The organism is Caballeronia fortuita, assembly GCF_001544835.2.
GTDB classification, from domain to species: Bacteria; Pseudomonadota; Gammaproteobacteria; order Burkholderiales; family Burkholderiaceae; genus Caballeronia; species Caballeronia fortuita.
In genome coordinates this window covers 1-16684 of sequence record NZ_FCNX02000016.1, presented here as the reverse complement: position 1 = coordinate 16684, position 16684 = coordinate 1, and the positions used below count along the sequence as shown (strand labels likewise).

General features: G+C 62.6%; 14 protein-coding genes. 10 read left to right on the top strand and 4 right to left on the bottom strand.

What is annotated here, in order from left to right; translation table 11 throughout:
• Positions 1–50 precede the first annotated feature (50 nt).
• The 4 genes from AWB77_RS26490 to AWB77_RS26475 all read left to right on the top strand — a co-directional run bounded on the left by AWB77_RS26490 (position 51) and on the right by AWB77_RS26475 (position 6246).
• Positions 51–812 carry a hydratase gene (locus tag AWB77_RS26490; RefSeq protein ID WP_061137438.1) on the top strand — a complete coding sequence of 254 codons (762 nt, stop codon included), beginning with the start codon at positions 51–53 and terminating at the stop codon, positions 810–812.
• 384 nt (positions 813–1196) lie between these two features.
• Positions 1197–3119 carry a PrkA family serine protein kinase gene (locus AWB77_RS26485; RefSeq protein ID WP_016345324.1) on the top strand — a complete coding sequence of 641 codons (1923 nt, stop codon included), beginning with the start codon at positions 1197–1199 and terminating at the stop codon, positions 3117–3119.
• A gap of 200 nt (positions 3120–3319) precedes the next feature.
• Positions 3320–4585, top strand: coding sequence for a YeaH/YhbH family protein (locus tag AWB77_RS26480; RefSeq protein ID WP_061137437.1), 1266 nt, complete (start codon positions 3320–3322; stop codon positions 4583–4585).
• Positions 4582–6246: a SpoVR family protein gene (locus AWB77_RS26475; protein ID WP_061137436.1), complete on the top strand. Its 1665-nt coding sequence runs from the start codon at positions 4582–4584 to the stop codon at positions 6244–6246. The genes AWB77_RS26480 and AWB77_RS26475 overlap by 4 nt, the downstream gene beginning before the upstream one ends.
• A 55-nt stretch (positions 6247–6301) precedes the next feature.
• Here the strand turns inward: AWB77_RS26475 and AWB77_RS26470 are convergent, their stop codons facing one another.
• On the bottom strand, positions 6302–7354 hold the full coding sequence (locus AWB77_RS26470; protein ID WP_061137435.1) for an AI-2E family transporter: 1053 nt from the start codon (positions 7352–7354) through the stop codon (positions 6302–6304).
• 256 nt (positions 7355–7610) lie between these two features.
• Here AWB77_RS26470 and rarD point away from each other — a divergent pair, with 256 nt between their 5' ends.
• The gene (rarD, locus tag AWB77_RS26465) at positions 7611–8492 is read left to right on the top strand and encodes an EamA family transporter RarD (RefSeq protein WP_061137434.1); all 882 of its coding nucleotides are present in this window, start codon (positions 7611–7613) and stop codon (positions 8490–8492) included.
• On the opposite strand, the gene AWB77_RS26460 is transcribed toward rarD, so the two are convergent.
• Together AWB77_RS26460 and AWB77_RS26455 are read right to left on the bottom strand one after the other, a co-directional pair.
• Positions 8489–9484: an aldo/keto reductase gene (locus AWB77_RS26460; RefSeq protein WP_061137433.1), complete on the bottom strand. Its 996-nt coding sequence runs from the start codon at positions 9482–9484 to the stop codon at positions 8489–8491. The genes rarD and AWB77_RS26460 overlap by 4 nt on opposite strands.
• A 40-nt stretch (positions 9485–9524) precedes the next feature.
• Entirely contained in the window at positions 9525–10916 is a 1392-nt protein-coding gene (locus AWB77_RS26455; RefSeq protein WP_061137432.1) for a DHA2 family efflux MFS transporter permease subunit, read from the bottom strand.
• Positions 10917–11077: 161 nt separating this feature from the next.
• On the opposite strand from AWB77_RS26455, the gene AWB77_RS26450 reads away from it, so the two are divergent.
• Together AWB77_RS26450 and AWB77_RS26445 are read left to right on the top strand one after the other, a co-directional pair.
• Positions 11078–11938, top strand: a complete 861-nt coding sequence (locus tag AWB77_RS26450; RefSeq protein ID WP_061137431.1) for a LysR family transcriptional regulator — start codon at positions 11078–11080, stop codon at positions 11936–11938.
• Between the two features lie 95 nt (positions 11939–12033).
• On the top strand, positions 12034–13701 hold the full coding sequence (locus tag AWB77_RS26445) for a tannase/feruloyl esterase family alpha/beta hydrolase (RefSeq protein WP_061137430.1): 1668 nt from the start codon (positions 12034–12036) through the stop codon (positions 13699–13701).
• 12 nt (positions 13702–13713) lie between these two features.
• Here the strand turns inward: AWB77_RS26445 and AWB77_RS26440 are convergent, their stop codons facing one another.
• Positions 13714–14121, bottom strand: coding sequence for a DUF2917 domain-containing protein (locus AWB77_RS26440; protein WP_061137429.1), 408 nt, complete (start codon positions 14119–14121; stop codon positions 13714–13716).
• A gap of 278 nt (positions 14122–14399) precedes the next feature.
• On the opposite strand from AWB77_RS26440, the gene AWB77_RS26435 reads away from it, so the two are divergent.
• From AWB77_RS26435 to AWB77_RS26425, 3 genes are all read left to right on the top strand, one after another.
• Complete coding sequence (locus AWB77_RS26435; protein WP_061137578.1) at positions 14400–14753, top strand: YciI family protein; 354 nt, start codon at positions 14400–14402, stop codon at positions 14751–14753.
• An 84-nt stretch (positions 14754–14837) separates the two neighbouring features.
• Positions 14838–15236: a VOC family protein gene (locus AWB77_RS26430; RefSeq protein ID WP_061137428.1), complete on the top strand. Its 399-nt coding sequence runs from the start codon at positions 14838–14840 to the stop codon at positions 15234–15236.
• The gene (locus tag AWB77_RS26425) at positions 15233–16537 is read left to right on the top strand and encodes an RNA polymerase sigma factor (RefSeq protein ID WP_061137427.1); all 1305 of its coding nucleotides are present in this window, start codon (positions 15233–15235) and stop codon (positions 16535–16537) included. Before AWB77_RS26430 ends, AWB77_RS26425 begins: the two co-directional genes overlap by 4 nt.
• Positions 16538–16684 lie beyond the last annotated feature (147 nt).

Sequence of the window (16684 nt, the reverse complement as noted above, 5' to 3'; positions counted from 1 at the left end):
GTAACCCGTACACTGAGGGGTGCATTACCGCTCACAAGAGGGATATCGACATGACCGGATCGACACTCGCCGCGAAGCTCGCGGACGCCCGCCGCCGGCATCAGCTCATCGAGACGCTGGAGCACGCCGACATTCCGGCCGACGCGCCCACCGCTTACGCCATCCAGCACGAGATGCTGAGAGAGTCCGATGCGCGCATCGGCGCATGGAAGATCGGCGCGCGCGCCCCCGATGCGCTCGCCACGGGCGCGCCCATCGATGCCGCGCTCGTCCATGTTTCGCCCGCGCGGCTCGCTCATCAATCGTTTTTCCGGGTGCTGGTGGAACTCGAAGTCGCGTTCCGCTTTGCTTACGCGTTGCCCGCGCGACCCGACCCTTACACACGCGACGAAGTGCTCGATGCGATCGGCGGCATTGCCGTTGCGCTCGAAGTCGTCGACAGCCGTTTCGCCCAGTGGCCCAATCTCGATCCGCTCGCGCAGCTCGCCGATTCGCAGAACAACGGCGCGCTCGTGGTATCGGGTATGGAACCGTACGACGTCGTCGCGCCGGGCTTCGACTTTCTGACCCCGCGCCTCGAATTCACGCTCGATGGCGAATCGATTGCGCCCGCCGCGCTCGGCAATCCGGCGGGCGATCCGCGCGAATTGCTGCCCTGGCTCGTCAACCATTGTTCGCGCATGGGTTTGACGGTCGAGCCGTTCTGGACCATCACGACCGGGTCTTATACAGGTGCGTATCGCATCGACGGACCGGGGATGCTGCATGGCGCGATCGATCGCATCGGCGAACTGGAGCTGGTGCTCGCATGACGAACATGACACGGATGAACGATGCGCCGGGAATGATTATTGATGCCGCCTTATGCGCCTCTCGATACCGATGCATTCGCGTTTGATGACGAGCGCATGCATGTGGGGCACATGACGCATTGGCGGACGGAAGCGGTGGATAAGTCGCGATGAGCGCGGGGAAGCGAACAGGCAGGAACAATGTCGCGCAAGACGATAGCCACATCGAGATGGACATTGTAGGTGAACGAAAATAGCGCACCAAGCTAGGAATTCTTCGAAGCAAATGAGCAACGCAAGTGCGTGAAAAAAAATTCGAAAGGGTTTAGGATGATTTCAAGCGATGTCGTTTCGATTACGCGCGTTGCGCACGGCATAGCTTTCTGACTTCGGCGAGGAGGTAGCATGGATATCTACAGCAGTTTCGCGACCCGCTTCGAAAAAACTCGAGAGGAGGAATTCTCGCTCGAAGAGTATCTCGCGCTCTGCAAAGAAGATCCTGCCACATATGCAACAGCGGGCGAACGCATGTTGACGGCCATCGGGGAACCCGAATTCGTCGATACACGGCTCGATCCGCGGCTGTCGCGTACGTTTGCGAACAAGGTCATCAAGGTGTATCCGGCGTTCCGCGAGTTTTACGGAATGGAGGAAGTGATCGAGAACGTCGTGTCGTACTTCAGGCACGCGGCGCAGGGTCTGGAAGAGAAGAAGCAGATCCTGTATCTGCTGGGTCCGGTGGGCGGCGGCAAGTCGTCTATCGCTGAACGGTTGAAGCAACTGATGGAGCGCGTGCCGTTCTATTCGTTGAAGGGCTCGCCCGTCAACGAATCGCCGCTCGGTCTCTTCGATTACGACGAAGACGGCCCGGTGCTCGAAGAGCAATACGGCATTCCGCGCCGCTATCTCAAGAGCATCCTGTCTCCGTGGGCAGTGAAGCGCCTGCACGAGTACAACGGCGACATCCGCAAGTTCCGCGTGGTGCGCCGCTATCCTTCGATTCTTCGTCAGATCGGCATTGCGAAGACCGAGCCGGGTGACGAGAACAATCAGGACATCTCGTCGCTCGTCGGCAAGGTCGATATCCGCAAGCTCGAGACCTATTCGCAGGACGACGCCGACGCATACAGCTATTCCGGCGGTCTGTGCCTCGCGAATCAAGGTCTGCTCGAATTCGTCGAAATGTTCAAGGCGCCGATCAAGGTGCTGCATCCGCTGCTCACTGCAACCCAGGAAGGCAACTTCAAGGGCACGGAAGGCTTCGGTGCGATCCCTTTCGACGGCGTGATCCTCGCGCACTCGAACGAGTCGGAGTGGAAGGCGTTCCGCAACAACAAGAACAACGAAGCGCTGCTCGATCGTATCTTCGTGGTGAAGGTGCCGTACTGCCTGCGCTATGGTGAAGAGATCAAGATCTACGAGAAGCTCTTGCGCAATTCGTCCCTCGCCGAGGCGGTCTGCGCACCGGGCACGCTCAAGATGATGGCGCAGATGGCCGTGCTCACGCGTCTGCACGAACCGGAGAACTCCAGCCTCTTCTCGAAGATGCAGGTCTACGACGGTGAGAACCTGAAAGATACGGACCCGAAAGCGAAGTCGTATCAGGAGTATCGCGATTACGCGGGTGTAGACGAAGGCATGACCGGCGTGTCCACGCGCTTCGCGTTCAAGATTCTCTCGCGTGTATTCAACTTCGATTCGAGCGAGGTCGCGGCCAACCCCGTGCATCTCATGTACGTGCTCGAACAGCAGATCGAGCGCGAACAGTTCCCGCCGGAAACGGAGCAGAAGTATCTGTCGTTCATCAAGGACGTACTGGCTTCGCGCTACGCTGAATTCATCGGGAAGGAGATACAGACCGCTTATCTGGAGTCGTATTCGGAGTATGGACAAAACATCTTCGACCGCTATGTGACGTATGCCGACTTCTGGATTCAGGATCAGGAGTTCCGCGATCACGACACCGGCGAGAGCTTCGACCGCGCGGCATTGAACGCCGAGCTGGAGAAGATCGAGAAGCCTGCGGGCATCAGCAACCCCAAGGATTTCCGCAACGAGATCGTGAACTTCGTGTTGCGCGCGCGTGCGGCCAACGGCGGCAAGAATCCTGCGTGGATCAGCTACGAGAAGCTGCGCGTGGTGATCGAGAAGAAGATGTTCTCCAACACCGAAGAACTTCTGCCGGTGATTTCGTTCAACGCGAAAGGATCGGCGGAAGAGCAACGCAAGCACGAGGACTTCGTCAATCGCATGGTCGCGAAGGGTTACACGCCGAAGCAGGTGCGGCTCCTGTGCGACTGGTATCTGCGCGTGCGCAAGTCGTCGTGATGTAGGAAAGGCAAGACGGGAGTCGGCGCTCGCGCGCTCGACTCCGGTCCCGCGCAAAGCGATAGTCAGGATGTCCCGGCGGTCCGGGCGCGTGAATTGCAACCGGCCGCACGATGGACAGTTTGCGAGACGAAAGACGCTGCGATCAGCCGAAGCAACGCGCAGCCTCGAACGCTCGCCAATAACGCGGGAGACTGGATGTGCTGCACCAAATCATCGACCGCAGGTTAGCCGGCAAGAACAAGAGCATCGCCAACCGCGAGCGCTTCCTGCGACGCGTCAAGAGTTATATTCGCCGCGCCGTTTCCGACGCGGTGCGCGATCGCAGCATCAAAGACATTCAAAGCACTCAGAGCATCACCATTCCCAAGAAGGACATCTCCGAGCCCTCGTTCCGTCACGGACCGGGGGGCAAGCGCGAGTACGTCCATCCGGGCAACGCCGATTACATACGCGGCGACAAGATTCCGCGTCCGCCGGGCGGCGCGGGCGGTGGCGGCAAGAGCGCGAGCAACGAGGGCGAAGGACAGGACGATTTCGTGTTCGAGCTGTCGCGCGAAGAGTTCATGCAGTACTTCTTCGACGATCTCGAACTGCCGCGCCTCGTCAAGACGCAACTGCTCGCCGTTCCAACATGGAAGAACGTGCGCGCGGGCTGGGCGGCGGAAGGCACGCCGAACAACATCGACGTGGTGAGGTCGCTGCGTTCCGCGCTCGGACGGCGCATCGCCCTCGGCTGGCCGCTCGCATCGCAGTTGCGCGAGATGGAGCGCCAGCTCGAACAACTAAAGGAAGAAAACGCCGATCAGGAAGAGATCGCGCGGCTCGAAGCGGACATCGTCGTCATGCAGGGCCGGATCACGCGCATCCCGTTCATCGATCCGTTCGATCTGCGCTACATCAATCGCGTGAAGCAGCCGACGCCGTCGAGCAAAGCGGTGATGTTCTGCCTGATGGACGTCTCCGGCTCGATGGACGAGCAGCGCAAGGACTTGTCCAAGCGCTTCTTCATCCTCCTGTATCTGTTTTTGCAGCGCAATTACGAGAAGATCGAAGTCGTGTTCATCCGGCACCATACGCGCGCCGAGGAAGTGGACGAGGACACGTTCTTCCATTCGACGGAGAGCGGCGGCACGGTGGTGTCGAGCGCGCTCGAACTCATGAAGAAAATCATGGACGAGCGCTACTCGCCGACTGAATGGAACATTTACGGCGCGCAGGCATCGGACGGCGACAACTGGACCGACGATTCCCCGAAGTGCCGCAAGCTGCTGTCGGAAGACATCCTGCCGAAGGTCCGGTATTTTGCCTATATTCAAGTTGCGCCGGAGGAGCAAAATCTCTGGCTGGAGTATGCTCAGCTAGCGTTGGGCGCGCCGGAACTGGCCATGAAGAAGGTCGATTCGGCCGCGGATATTTATCCGGTATTCCGTGAGCTGTTCGAAAAGCAGCAGGCGGCCGCATGACGACGCGGCATTTGCACAACGAGACGCGTGGGTATCAGCTGGAAGGCACGGACGACCGTGTCGAATCCCGGCTCGGACCAGAAGCCAGGCAACGCAAAGCGTCCGCGAAGGCAGACGCGGCGCACGAGGAAGGCAGAATGAATGTATCGGAGAAGCGGCGGCCGCTGCCGTGCCCGTCGGACTGGACCGTCGATCTGATCGAGGAATACGACGCGGAGATTTCGCGCGTCGCGAACCGTTACGGGCTCGACACGTATCCGATCCAGCTCGAGATCATCAGCTCCGAGCAGATGATGGACGCATACGCGTCCGTCGGCATGCCGGTGAATTATCGGCACTGGTCGTTCGGCAAGCACTTTCTTGCCACCGAGAAGGGCTATCGGCGCGGGCAGATGGGCCTCGCGTACGAGATCGTCATCAATTCGAATCCCTGCATCGCGTATCTCATGGAAGAGAACACGATGACGATGCAGGCGCTCGTGATCGCGCACGCCGCGTATGGGCACAACTCGTTTTTCAAGGGCAATTATCTTTTCAAGCTGTGGACAGACGCGCACGCGATCATCGATTACCTCGTCTACGCGAAGAATTACATCGCCGAATGCGAGGAGCGTTATGGGCTCGATCGGGTGGAGGAACTGCTCGATTCCTGCCATGCGCTGATGAATTACGGCGTCGATCGATACAAGCGGCCGCAAAAACTCTCGCTCGCGAAGGAAGCGGCGATGCGGCGCGAGCGCGAGGCGTATCTGCAATCGCAGGTCAACGAACTGTGGCGCACGTTGCCCAAGGGCAAGGAGCCGTCGCCGGAGGAAATCGAGAGCCGTTATCCGCCGGAGCCGCAGGAGAATCTGCTGTATTTCGCGGAGAAGAATGCGCCGCTGCTCGAGCCTTGGGAGCGGGAAGTGATCCGCATCGTGCGCAAGATCGGGCAGTATTTTTATCCGCAGCGGCAGACGCAGGTCATGAACGAAGGCTGGGCGACGTTCTGGCATTACACGCTGCTCAACACGCTTTACAACGAGGGGCGGCTCGAAGACAGCTTCATGATGGAGTTTTTACACTCGCATTCGAACGTCGTGTATCAGCCGCCGGTGACGAAGCCGTATTACAGCGGCATCAACCCGTACGCGCTCGGCTTTTCGATGATGAGCGACATTCGCCGCATCTGCGAAAACCCGACGGACGAGGACCGCGAATGGTTCCCGGAACTCGCGGGCAGCGACTGGCTGGAGTCCTTGCACTACGCGATGCGCAACTTCAAGGACGAGAGCTTTATCGCGCAGTATTTGTCGCCGCATCTGATTCGCGAGATGCGCTTGTTCTCGATTCTCGACGACGACATGCGCGATGCGCTGGAAGTATCGGCGATTCATGACGGAAGCGGATATCGCTATGTGCGGCAGGCGTTGTCGCGTCAGTACGATATTCATCATCGGGAGCCGAACATTCAGGTTTATTCGGTCAATACGCGCGGGGATCGTAGTCTGACGCTGCGTCACTTCATGACCGATAACCGCCATCTCGCGAATGACAGCGACGAAGTGCTCAAGCACATGGCGCGCTTGTGGCAATTCGACGTGTATCTGGAAAGCGTCGATGAGAACGGGACGGTGAGGAAGCGGTTCGAATGCAGGTATAAGGCGCCGAATGTGCGTTGATATGTGTTGAAAAAAAACCGGCTCCGTTTTGAGCCGGTTTTTTTTTTGCATCTCACTACGCCCCTGCCTGATCCTGCGAAAACAGATCCCAGCTTGCCATGAACAGCGCCGCGACGAGCGGCCCGATCACGAACCCGTTGATCCCAAACAGCGCCATGCCGCCGAGCGTCGAGATCAGCACGACCCAATCGGGCATCTTCGTATCCTTGCCGACGAGAATCGGGCGCAGCACGTTATCAACGAGCCCGATCACCACGACGCAGAACACCACGAGAATCAGCCCCTTGACGATCTGCCCCGTCATGAAGAAGTACATCGCGGCGGGTGCCCATACGATCGCCGCGCCGACCGCCGGCAACAGCGACAGGAACGCCATCAGCACGCCCCACAAAAGCGACCCGCCGATACCCAGAATCCAGAAGATCAGCCCGCCCAGAAAACCCTGGACCGCCGCGACCGCGATATTGCCCTTGACCGTCGCGCGCACGACCGTCGTGAATTTTGCGATCAGATGCTGCTTTGGCTCCGGATCGAGCGGAATCGCGCGTCGGATGCGTCGTCCGATCTCGCCGCCATCGCGCAGCAGAAAGAACACTAGATAGAGCATCACGCCGAAGCTCACGACGAACTGGAACGTGTTCTGCCCGATCAACAGCGCCTGTGCCGCGGCGAACTGGCTGATCTGCGATGCGCCTTCCATCAGCTTGCGCTGCACGCCGCCGATATCGTCAAGCCCGTAGCGTCCCAGCAGTTGCTGCACCGATGCCGGCAGCGCATGCAGCACATGCTGGAAATACACGCCGAAGTTCAGATCGCCGCTCTTGATGCGCGCGTAGACGAGGGCGATTTCCTGCACGAGCGTCACCGCGACGATCGCAAGCGGAATGATGACAATGAGAATCGCGGCGGCCAACGTCGTCAGCGCGGCGAGATTGCGGCGCTTGCCGAAGCGTGCGGCGAGGTAGCGCTGCATCGGCTGGAACAGGATCGCGAGAATCGCACCCCAGAAGATCGCGCCGAAGAACGGCAGCAACACCCACGCGAGCGCCAGTGTCACGGCGCACAACAGGATATGAAAGAAATGTTGATGGACGGTTTGATTATTCATTAGCGACCTGGGAACAGGCAAAAGGGACGAGCCGCGTGGCGTTCGCGCTCAGCTTTCGAGCAAGAATTCGTCCAAGGGTTCGCCGCGACGCCGGAACGAGCGGAATTTGTTGCATTCGGCGCTGGAGAACAAGCGCACGCGTCGACTAAAATCCGGCTTCCAATCCTTGCGGATCGCTTTCCGTCGAACCGGGAAAGCAGCGTGGTCGAACGAGTCGATCGTTCGTGCGTGACCGATCTGCTCAACGTATCGAACAATGAATCCAGGCGTCGTCTACGCATTCGCGGCCTTTGCCATCTGGGGCCTTTTCCCGATTTATTTCAAAGCCTTGCATTCGATCGGCGCGGTCGAGATGCTCGCGCATCGCATGGCGTGGTCGATGCTCTTCCTGCTGATCGTCATGACCGTGCGGCGGCAGTGGAAGTGGCTCGGTCCCGTCCTGCGCGACAAACGCCTGCTCGCGCGCTTCGCGGCGAGCGCCGTGCTGCTGTCGGCAAACTGGGGCATCTATATCTGGGCGGTGAACGACGGGCGCATCGTCGAGGCGAGTCTCGGCTACTTCATCAATCCGCTCGTCAACGTGCTGTTCGGCATGGCGTTCCTACACGAGCGCCTGCGGCCCGTGCAATGGCTCGCCGTGACGATCGCGGCGGCGGGCGTCGCCTGGCTGACGTGGGTGAACGGCGCGCCGCCGTGGATCAGTCTCGCGCTGGCGCTGACGTTCGGCGGTTATGGGCTTCTGCGCAAGACCGCGTCGCTCGGCGCGCTCGAAGGGCTGACGCTCGAAACCATGCTGCTGTGTCCGGTCGCGCTGCTGTATCTCTTCTTCCTGAATTCGCACGGCGGCAGCGGCTTCGAGCATGCGTCGACCGGCGTGAAGCTGCTGCTCGCGGCGGCCGGGCCCGTGACCGCGGTGCCGTTGCTGCTGTTCGCGGCGGGCGCGCGGCGCATTCCGCTGTCGATGCTCGGGCTCATCCAGTACATCACGCCGACATTGCAACTGCTGATCGGCGTCGTGATCTATCAGGAATTCTTCGGGCACGACCAGCTGATCGGCTATGGCGCGATCTGGACCGCGCTCGCCATCTACTCGATCGAAGGCGTGGTGCGCGCGCGCGGCCCGCGTGCGAAGGCTTAACGCAACGCGTCGCCGAAACGGTACTCGACGGTCGCCTCGTCGAGCTTCGTCTTGATCTCGGGATCGATCGGCTGATCGACCGCCGCGAGCGTCTCGTTCAACTGGTCGGGCCGGCTCGCGCCGATGATCGCAGAGGTCACCGCCGGATTTGCCAGCACCCACGCGAGCGCCGTGCTCGCGAGCGAACGTCCGGTCGGCGCGACGATCTTGTTGATCGCTTCGATGGTGTGAAACTCGCGCTCGTGCCAGTAGCGCTGCGTGTACATCGCACCCGCCTTGCCGACCGCGCCGGTAAAGCGTCCTTCGCTCGGCCCCGCATCGTAGCTGTGCTTGCCCGTCAGAAGCCCGCCCGCGAGCGGGTTGTAAGGAATCACAGCGAGACCTTCCTCGGTCGCGAGCGGCAGCAGTTCGCGCTCGATCTGGCGAAAGAGCAGGTTATAGCGCGGCTGCACGGAAACGAAGCGCGCCGCGCGCAGCACGTCCGAGCGCCCGAGCGCGCGCGCGAGCCGGTACGCCAGAAAATTCGACACGCCGATATAGCGGGCCTTGCCATGCCGCACGATGGTATCGAGCGCTTCGAGCATCTCGTCGAGCGGCGTGTCGTGGTCGTCGTTGTGAAGCTGATACAGGTCGACGTAATCCGTGCCGAGCCGCTTGAGCGACGCATCGATCGCGTCGAGCAGATGCTTCCTCGATGCGCCCTTGTGCCACGCGAGCGGCCCCATTTCATGCACCGCCTTGGTCGCGAGAATGTAGTCGTCGCGCCGTCCTTTCAGCCAGCGGCCGACGATCTCCTCGGTGCGCCCCGCCAGATCATGTCCGCTGCCGAGCGGATAGACGTTCGCCGTATCGATGAAATTGACGCCCGCGTCCGCTGCGCGGTCCATGATGCTGCGCGACACGTCTTCCTCGGTCTGCAGGCCGAAAGTCATCGTGCCGAGCGTGAGACGCGAAACGGTGAGACCGGTGTTGCCGAATTTGCGGTATTGCACGGTTGCGCTCCAGAAATCGGTTGGACGGACAGAATACTTGCTATGCCGCGCGCTTGCCGGCCGTGGCGGGCGCGGCGCTCTTCGGCGCATCGTCGAGACGACGGAACACGACGCCCGACAGCAGCGTCACCACGCCCATGCAGACGAAGCTGAGCCTGAAGCCCGTCGCGGTCGAAAACGATCCCTGGAACACCTGCACGAGCGAGCCGCCGATCGACACGCCCAGGCCGATCGCGAGCATCTGCACCATCGAGAAGAGGCTGTTGCCGCTGCCCGCGTCCTTGCTCGACAGGCCTTTCAACGTGACGCTGTTCATCGCGGCGAACTGCATCGAATTGGATGCGCCGAACACGGTAAGAATGGCGATTTCGACGGCGAGCGGCAGCGTCGGCGAGAAGAGCGCGAACGCGACGATCGACGCGCCCACGAGCGCCGTGTTCACGAGCAGGAACATGTCGTAGCCGTAGCGCTTCACGAGCTGCGCGATCCAGCGCTTGCTCACCGTGCCGGCGATGGCGATCGGCAGCATCATCAGGCCCGAGTGCAGCGGGCTGTAGCCGAGTTCGAGCTGCATCAGAAGCGGCAGCAGAAACGGCACCGCGCTCGATCCGATGCGGCACAGCAAGTTGCCGATCAACCCGACGCTGAAGTTCGGCTCGCGAAAGAGCGCGAGCTTGAAGATGGGATTGCGCTTGCGCCGTGCGTGCGGCACATAGGCGAACGCCGACACGGCCGCGAGCGCGAACAGCACCGCCGACACCGCGCCGCGATGCGTCTCGACCGGGCAATCGAGCGCGAGCGAAAACGACACCATGCACATCGACAGCAAGCCGCAGCCGACGAAATCGAAGGGCGGGGCGTCGTGAACCGTGTCGTTCGGCAGGAAGCGCTGCACCGCATACAGGCCGACCGCGCCGATCGGGACGTTGATGAGGAAGATCCAGTGCCATGAGAACGACTCGACGAACCAGCCGCCGAGCGTCGGGCCGAGAATCGGGCCGACCTGGCCGGCGACGGAGATCATCGCCAGCGCGGACACGTAGGCTTCGCCCGAGACGGCGCGCAAGATGGCGAGACGGCCGATCGGCAGCAGCATCGAGCCGCCGACGCCTTGCAGCACGCGCGCGAGCACCAGTTGATTCACGGAATGCGCACTCGCGCAGGCAAGCGAACCGATGACGAAAAGCGATATCGACACCTGGTAGACGCGCCGCGTGCCGAAGCGGTCGGCGAGCCAGCCGGAGGCGGGCGTGAGCAGCGCCATCGTGAGCGTGTACGCGACGACGATCGATTGCATCGCGAGCGGCGCGGCGCTCAGGCTGCGCGCGATGGAAGGCAGCGCCGTGTTGACGATCGTCGTGTCGAGCGCCTGCATGAAGAAACCCACGGCGACGATCCAGAGCAGTGCCGTGTGCGAAGAACTTTTGGTCATGTGGGATGCGAGTTGCGGACAGCCGCGCGGCGAGGAAACGCCGAAAGCCGTTTGAAAACAGGCCCAATCACGCGATATGTGAAATCTTAATGACTCGGCGCGTCATCGGGAAGCCCGCTAACCGCATTGACTGTCATCGATTTAATCGATGACAATGCCGCATGCTCAATCCGATCTGGCTCAATACGTTCGCGACGGTGGCCGCGTCGCACAGCTTCACCGACGCCGGACGGCAACTCGGGTTGCGTCAGTCGAGCGTCTCGGAGCACATCCGGCGTCTGGAGGAGCGTGTCGGGCGACGGCTTTTCGTGCGCGACACGCATTCGCTCGCGCTCACCGCCGACGGCGAAGCGATGCTCGTTCACGCCCGCGTCATTCTCGAGGCAATGGCGCACGCGCAGTCGCAGTTCAGCTCGCCGCGGCTGCGCGGGCGCGTGCGGCTGGGTTCATCGGACGATATCGCGCTCGGGCCGCTGCCGAGCGTGCTCGCGGCATTCCGCGACACGCATCCGGATGTCGAGCTGGAAATCACTATCGGCATGACGGGGCGGCTTTATCAGATGGTCGATGCAGGCGAACTCGATCTTGCGGTCGGCAAGCGGCGACTGGGCGACGCGCGCGGCATGCGGCTTTTTTCGGGGCGCCTCGAATGGCTGGCGAAGCCGGGCACCGTCGTCGATACGGCCGAACCGCTGCCGCTCATCCTCGTCTCAGAGCCGAGCGTCACGCGCGGCGTCGTGCTCGATTCGCTCGCGATGTCGGGCGCAAGCTGGCAGATGGTCTGCACGAGCAGCAGTCACGCCGGCTGCATCGCGGCAGCGCGCGGCGGGCTCGGGCTGACCGTGCGCTCGCACTTCCTCGCGGCGCGGGGGCTCGCGCCGCCGGTGAATCGCGCGGACTTGCCGGAACTGCCCGAAGTGGAATTCATCGCGTTCGGCGCGAAACATCTGAGCCGTCCGGCCGAAACCTTGCTACAGCTGCTGGAACGCAGCGATCTGCGCGGCGAATGGGACGGCGAATGACCGGTTGTTCCGCTGCAACGGCCGGCAGACCCGAATGGCCATCTCGAAACTGTTCTTATATATTGTGCGGCGTTTGAAGTAACCGCTTCGAAGACGTGTCCCGCTTGCTCCGCCTTCTTCCTTTCGATCTGTTCCGCGTGCCGGCGTTCGTCGTCGCGACGGCGCTCGCGTTGCTCGGGCCGTTCTCGAGCGCGCATGCGGCCGCCTACGTGACCAAGCACTGCGACGACCTCGAAGGCAAGAGCGTGCCCGCGTCGATCATTGGCTTGCCGACGCGCGGCGCCACCATCGTCTCCGCGTGGGTCGTGAAGGCTGCCGCGCCCGGTAACCGGAACGGCGAATACTGCCGCATCACCGGTTTCATCAAGGCGCTGCAGGACACGACGCCCGACATCCGCTTCGAAGTGAATCTGCCGAGCCGCTGGAACGGCCGCGCCTTGCAGATGGGCGGCGGCGGCTACAACGGCACCATCGTGTCCGGCACCGAGCCGATGTCCTTCGCGCCCGATTCGACGCCGCTCGCGCGCGGCTACGCGACCTTCGGCTCCGATTCGGGCCACGTCGGCAACGCGGGGCGCGCGGATTTCGCGGGGAACGACGAAGCGATCGTCAACTTCGGCTTCGGGCATCTGAAGAAGACCCGCGACGTCGCGCTCGCGCTCATCCAGATGGGCTACGGACGCACGCCCGAGAAAACCTACTTCGCGGGCGGCTCGACGGGCGGCCGCGAAGGCTTCACCGTCATCGAGCGCTTTCCGAATGACTACGACGGCGTCATCGCCAATGCGCCCGCGATCAACTTTTCCGGCGTGCGCCTAATGGGCGTGAAAGTAGGGCAGGCGTCGTACGCGAAACCGGGCGGCTTCGTCGGGCTCGCGCAGCAGCGGCGCGTGTTCGAGACCGTCGTGCACGAATGCGACCGGCTCGACGGCGCGGCGGATGGCATCGTCAGCAATGTCGAAGCGTGCAGGAAGCTCGAGCCGCAGATCATCGCGTCGCTGCGCTGCGCGAACGGGCAGCGGCCTTCGTTGCGCGACAGTTGTCTTTCGGACGCGCAGATCGACACGCTGCAGACGCTGCGCGACGGCGTCACGCTGCCGTATCCGCTCGCCTACGACGTGGATACGTATCCCGGCTACAACGTCTTTCAGGGCGTGGACTTCTCCGGCACACTCGGCCTCGGCGACTCGCCGACGCTGCTCAATCCGCCGACTTTCGCCGCGAACGGCTATCTTTTCGCGCAGGGCGACGCGTATATCCGCCACTTCGTCACGCGCGATCTCGCGTTCAGCGCGCTCACCTTCGATCTCGACAATCCCGGCCGCTTCAGGCAACGCCTGACGACGCTCGCATACACCGTCGGCGCGATGAACCCGGATTTTTCGGCGTTCATCGCGCGCGGCGGCAAGCTGATCGCAATGCACGGACTGGCCGACGAAGTCATCAGCCCGAACCAGACGATCGCGTTCTATCGCGGGCTCATCGACCGCTACGGAAAAGATGTCGTCGATTCGTTCATGCGGCTCTACATGGTGCCGGGATTCCAGCATGGCAACGGCGTGTTCATCCCGGCGTGGGACGAACTCGGCGCGCTCGACGACTGGGTGAGCAACGGCGCCGCGCCCGAAACGCTCGTCGGCAGCGATATCGCGCCCGCCACCAACGGGCGCACGCGGCCGATGTGCCGTTATCCGAACTATCCACGCTATCTCGGCAAAGGCAGCATCAACGTCGCGGCGAACTTCCGCTGCGTCGAGCCTTGAGCGTGCGCATCGTCAGAGCGCGTTCGCGTGTTGGTCCGACAGACGCGGCCAGCAGTGTGCGAGCCAGCGCGCAACGAAGCCTCGCTTGGCGGCGCGATACGACGTGAGCGACACCTCGATCGCCCGATCGCTTTCCGACGTGAGCCACACGCGCTCGCCGCGCGCGAGGCGCACGACGTCGCCGGGCTTCAGCCAGTAATCGTACGGATCGCGATGACGCGTGAGCCAGACGGACGGCGCGCCCGCATCGGCGATGCGCAGTTCGGCATCGCGCGAGAGACACCACGACACCATCCGGTGCGGATGCACTTCGATGAAAACCACGACGCGCGCCTCCGATGCGCCCGATGCGCCCAGACGCCCCGACGCGACACCGTGGCCGGCGCCATGCCGCGCGAACTCCTGCGATAGCTCTTCCATCTCTGCTCTCCATTGTGTGAGCCGAAGACGGAAACCTTGCACGCAAAAACAAGAAGGCCCCGTCTTGCGGCGGGGCCTTCGGAATCTGTCTGCTTGCCTGTTTCGCTAGCGCACGCGTTGTCCCGATGACCCGCCACGGATGGCGTTCATACGGTTTTTAATCGCGGCGATGGAGAAAAGGATGGCTGCGTGCATGTGACGCAGTATCGTTTGACGCGTTCGTTTCTGTCAATATCGGGATAGACTTGAACGCATCGAAAAACACGCGGAGGTTCGTCGTGGCTTATCTGCTACTCGTCGTGGAACCGGTCGAACAGCGCGCCGGGCGCACGGAGGAAGAGGGGCGCGAGGCGTATCGCCAGATGGGGGAGTTCGCCGAAGGACTGAAGGCGCGCGGCGTGCTGCGCGCGGTCGAATCGCTGACATCGATGAAGGATGCGGCGCGCGTCGACGCGACGAACGGCGATGCGCGCGTCATCGATGGACCGTTCGCCGAAGCGAAGGAAATGATCGGCGGCTTCTTCCTGATCGATTGCGAAACGCGCGCCGAAGCGATCGCGATCGCGGCCGAGTGCCCGGCGGCCGAGTGGTGCACCGTCGAGGTACGTAAAGTCGGTCCTTGCTATACGTAGAACACACCTGACACGCGCTGCCTGTCGATTTTCCCGTGCGCCGTTCGTCGTGGTACTGAAAACAGCGATCAACCGGAGACCGTGATGCACAAGCAGATTTTCGTGAACCTTCCGGTTCGCGACCTCAGGCGTTCGATGACCTTCTTCAAGGCGCTGGACCTGAGCTTCGATCCGGCGTTCACGAACGACGATGCCGCGTGTCTCGTCATCGGCGAAAACATCTTCGCGATGCTGCTGGTCGAGCGGTTCTTCCAGACCTTCACCGAGAAGCCGATCGCCGATGCCCACGCGAGCACCGAAGCGCTCGTGTGCCTGTCGTGCGAGAGCAGGGCGGAAGTCGACGATCTGGTCGCCAAAGCCGTCGCCGCCGGCGGGCGCGCGTCGCGCGAGCCGCAGGATCACGGCTTTATGTACGGCCACGGTTTCGAGGATCTCGACGGCCATATCTGGGAGCTCGTGCACATGAATCCGGAAGCGGCGTGAGCGGGCGCGCGAGCCCGCAAACCACGGCCGACGATGCCGCGCGGCGCGCCATCGACGCGGTATGGCGCATCGAGTCCGCGAAGGTGATCGCGAGCGTGGCGCGCGTCGTGCGCGATGTCGCGCTCGCCGAGGAACTGGCGCAGGACGCGTTCGTCGCCGCGCTGGAACACTGGAGCCAACCGGGCGTGGGCGTGCCCGAGAAGCCGGGAGCGTGGCTCATGACGACAGCGAAGAACAAGGCGCTCGACCGTCTGCGGCAGCACGCGCTGCATGCACGCAAGCACGAGGAATACGGCCGCGATCTCGACGCGCGCGAGGCGCACATCACGCCCGATTTCGTCGATGCACTCGATGCCGCGCGCGAAGACGACATCGGCGACGATCTGCTGCGGCTCATCTTCACGGCGTGCCATCCGGTGCTGTCCGTCGACGCACGCGCGGCGCTCACGCTGCGTCTGATCGGCGGACTCACGACCGACGAAATCGCGCGCGCGTTTCTCGTGCCGGAGCCGACGATCGCGCAGCGCATCGTGCGGGCGAAGCGCACGCTGTCGGCGGCACGCGTGCCGTTCGAGGTGCCGAAAGCCGATGCGCGCGCGGCGCGGCTCGGATCGGTGCTCGAAGTCATCTATCTCGTGTTCAACGAAGGCTATTCCGCAACCGCCGGCGACGACTGGATGCGTCCCGCGCTGTGCGAGGACGCGCTCAGGCTCGGGCGCATTCTTGCGGAACTGACGCCGGACGAGAGCGAGGTTCACGGACTCGTCGCGCTGATGGAGATTCAGGCGTCGCGGACGAAGGCGCGCGTCGACCGGGATGGACGGCCGGTGCTGTTGCCGGATCAGGACCGCAGCCGTTGGGATCCGCTGCTGATCCGGCGCGGGCTCGCGGCGCTCGAACGCTCCGAGGCGCTGGGCGGCGCGCGCAGCGTGTATGCGCTGCAGGCGGCGCTCGCGGCGTGTCATGCGCGCGCGCCGAGCGCCGCCGGCACCGACTGGCCGATGATCGTCGCGCTCTACGACGCGCTGATGCAGACCGCGCCGACGCCGGTCGTCGAACTGAATCGCGCGGTCGCGGTGAGCATGGCGTACGGGCCGGAAGCGGCGCTGCCAATCGTCGATGCGCTCGCCGGCGCGCCCGCGCTCAAGCGCTATCACTGGCTGCCGAGCGTGCGCGCCGATTTGCTCGCGAAGCTCGGACGCACGGATGAAGCGCGCGCGGAGTTCGAGCGCGCAGCGGCGCTGACGATGAACGCGCGGGAGCGGGCGTTTCTGCTGGAGCGGGCTGGAGCGATGGGTTGAGACGTCGTGGGGTTTGATCTGCTTAGGTGGATATTCGATTTAACATAAGACAAATTATCGAATGATCTGGTGTAGGTCCCAAGTTCAGATGTCGTGTTTGCGCCAAGTAGAGATGTCGCGTTTTGACGTAGGTTCGTTGCCAGACAG

What these genes read in the sequence shown, in the direction of transcription:
- AWB77_RS26490 (WP_061137438.1), top strand. Translation starts at nt 51, where the DNA reads ATGACCGGATCGACACTCGCCGCGAAGCTCGCGGACGCCCGCCGCCGG.
- AWB77_RS26485 (WP_016345324.1), top strand. Translation starts at nt 1,197, where the DNA reads ATGGATATCTACAGCAGTTTCGCGACCCGCTTCGAAAAAACTCGAGAG.
- AWB77_RS26475 (WP_061137436.1), top strand. Translation starts at nt 4,582, where the DNA reads ATGACGACGCGGCATTTGCACAACGAGACGCGTGGGTATCAGCTGGAA.
- AWB77_RS26470 (WP_061137435.1), bottom strand. Translation starts at nt 7,354, where the DNA reads ATGAATAATCAAACCGTCCATCAACATTTCTTTCATATCCTGTTGTGC.
- rarD (WP_061137434.1), top strand. Translation starts at nt 7,611, where the DNA reads ATGAATCCAGGCGTCGTCTACGCATTCGCGGCCTTTGCCATCTGGGGC.
- AWB77_RS26455 (WP_061137432.1), bottom strand. Translation starts at nt 10,916, where the DNA reads ATGACCAAAAGTTCTTCGCACACGGCACTGCTCTGGATCGTCGCCGTG.
- AWB77_RS26450 (WP_061137431.1), top strand. Translation starts at nt 11,078, where the DNA reads ATGCTCAATCCGATCTGGCTCAATACGTTCGCGACGGTGGCCGCGTCG.
- AWB77_RS26440 (WP_061137429.1), bottom strand. Translation starts at nt 14,121, where the DNA reads ATGGAAGAGCTATCGCAGGAGTTCGCGCGGCATGGCGCCGGCCACGGT.
- AWB77_RS26430 (WP_061137428.1), top strand. Translation starts at nt 14,838, where the DNA reads ATGCACAAGCAGATTTTCGTGAACCTTCCGGTTCGCGACCTCAGGCGT.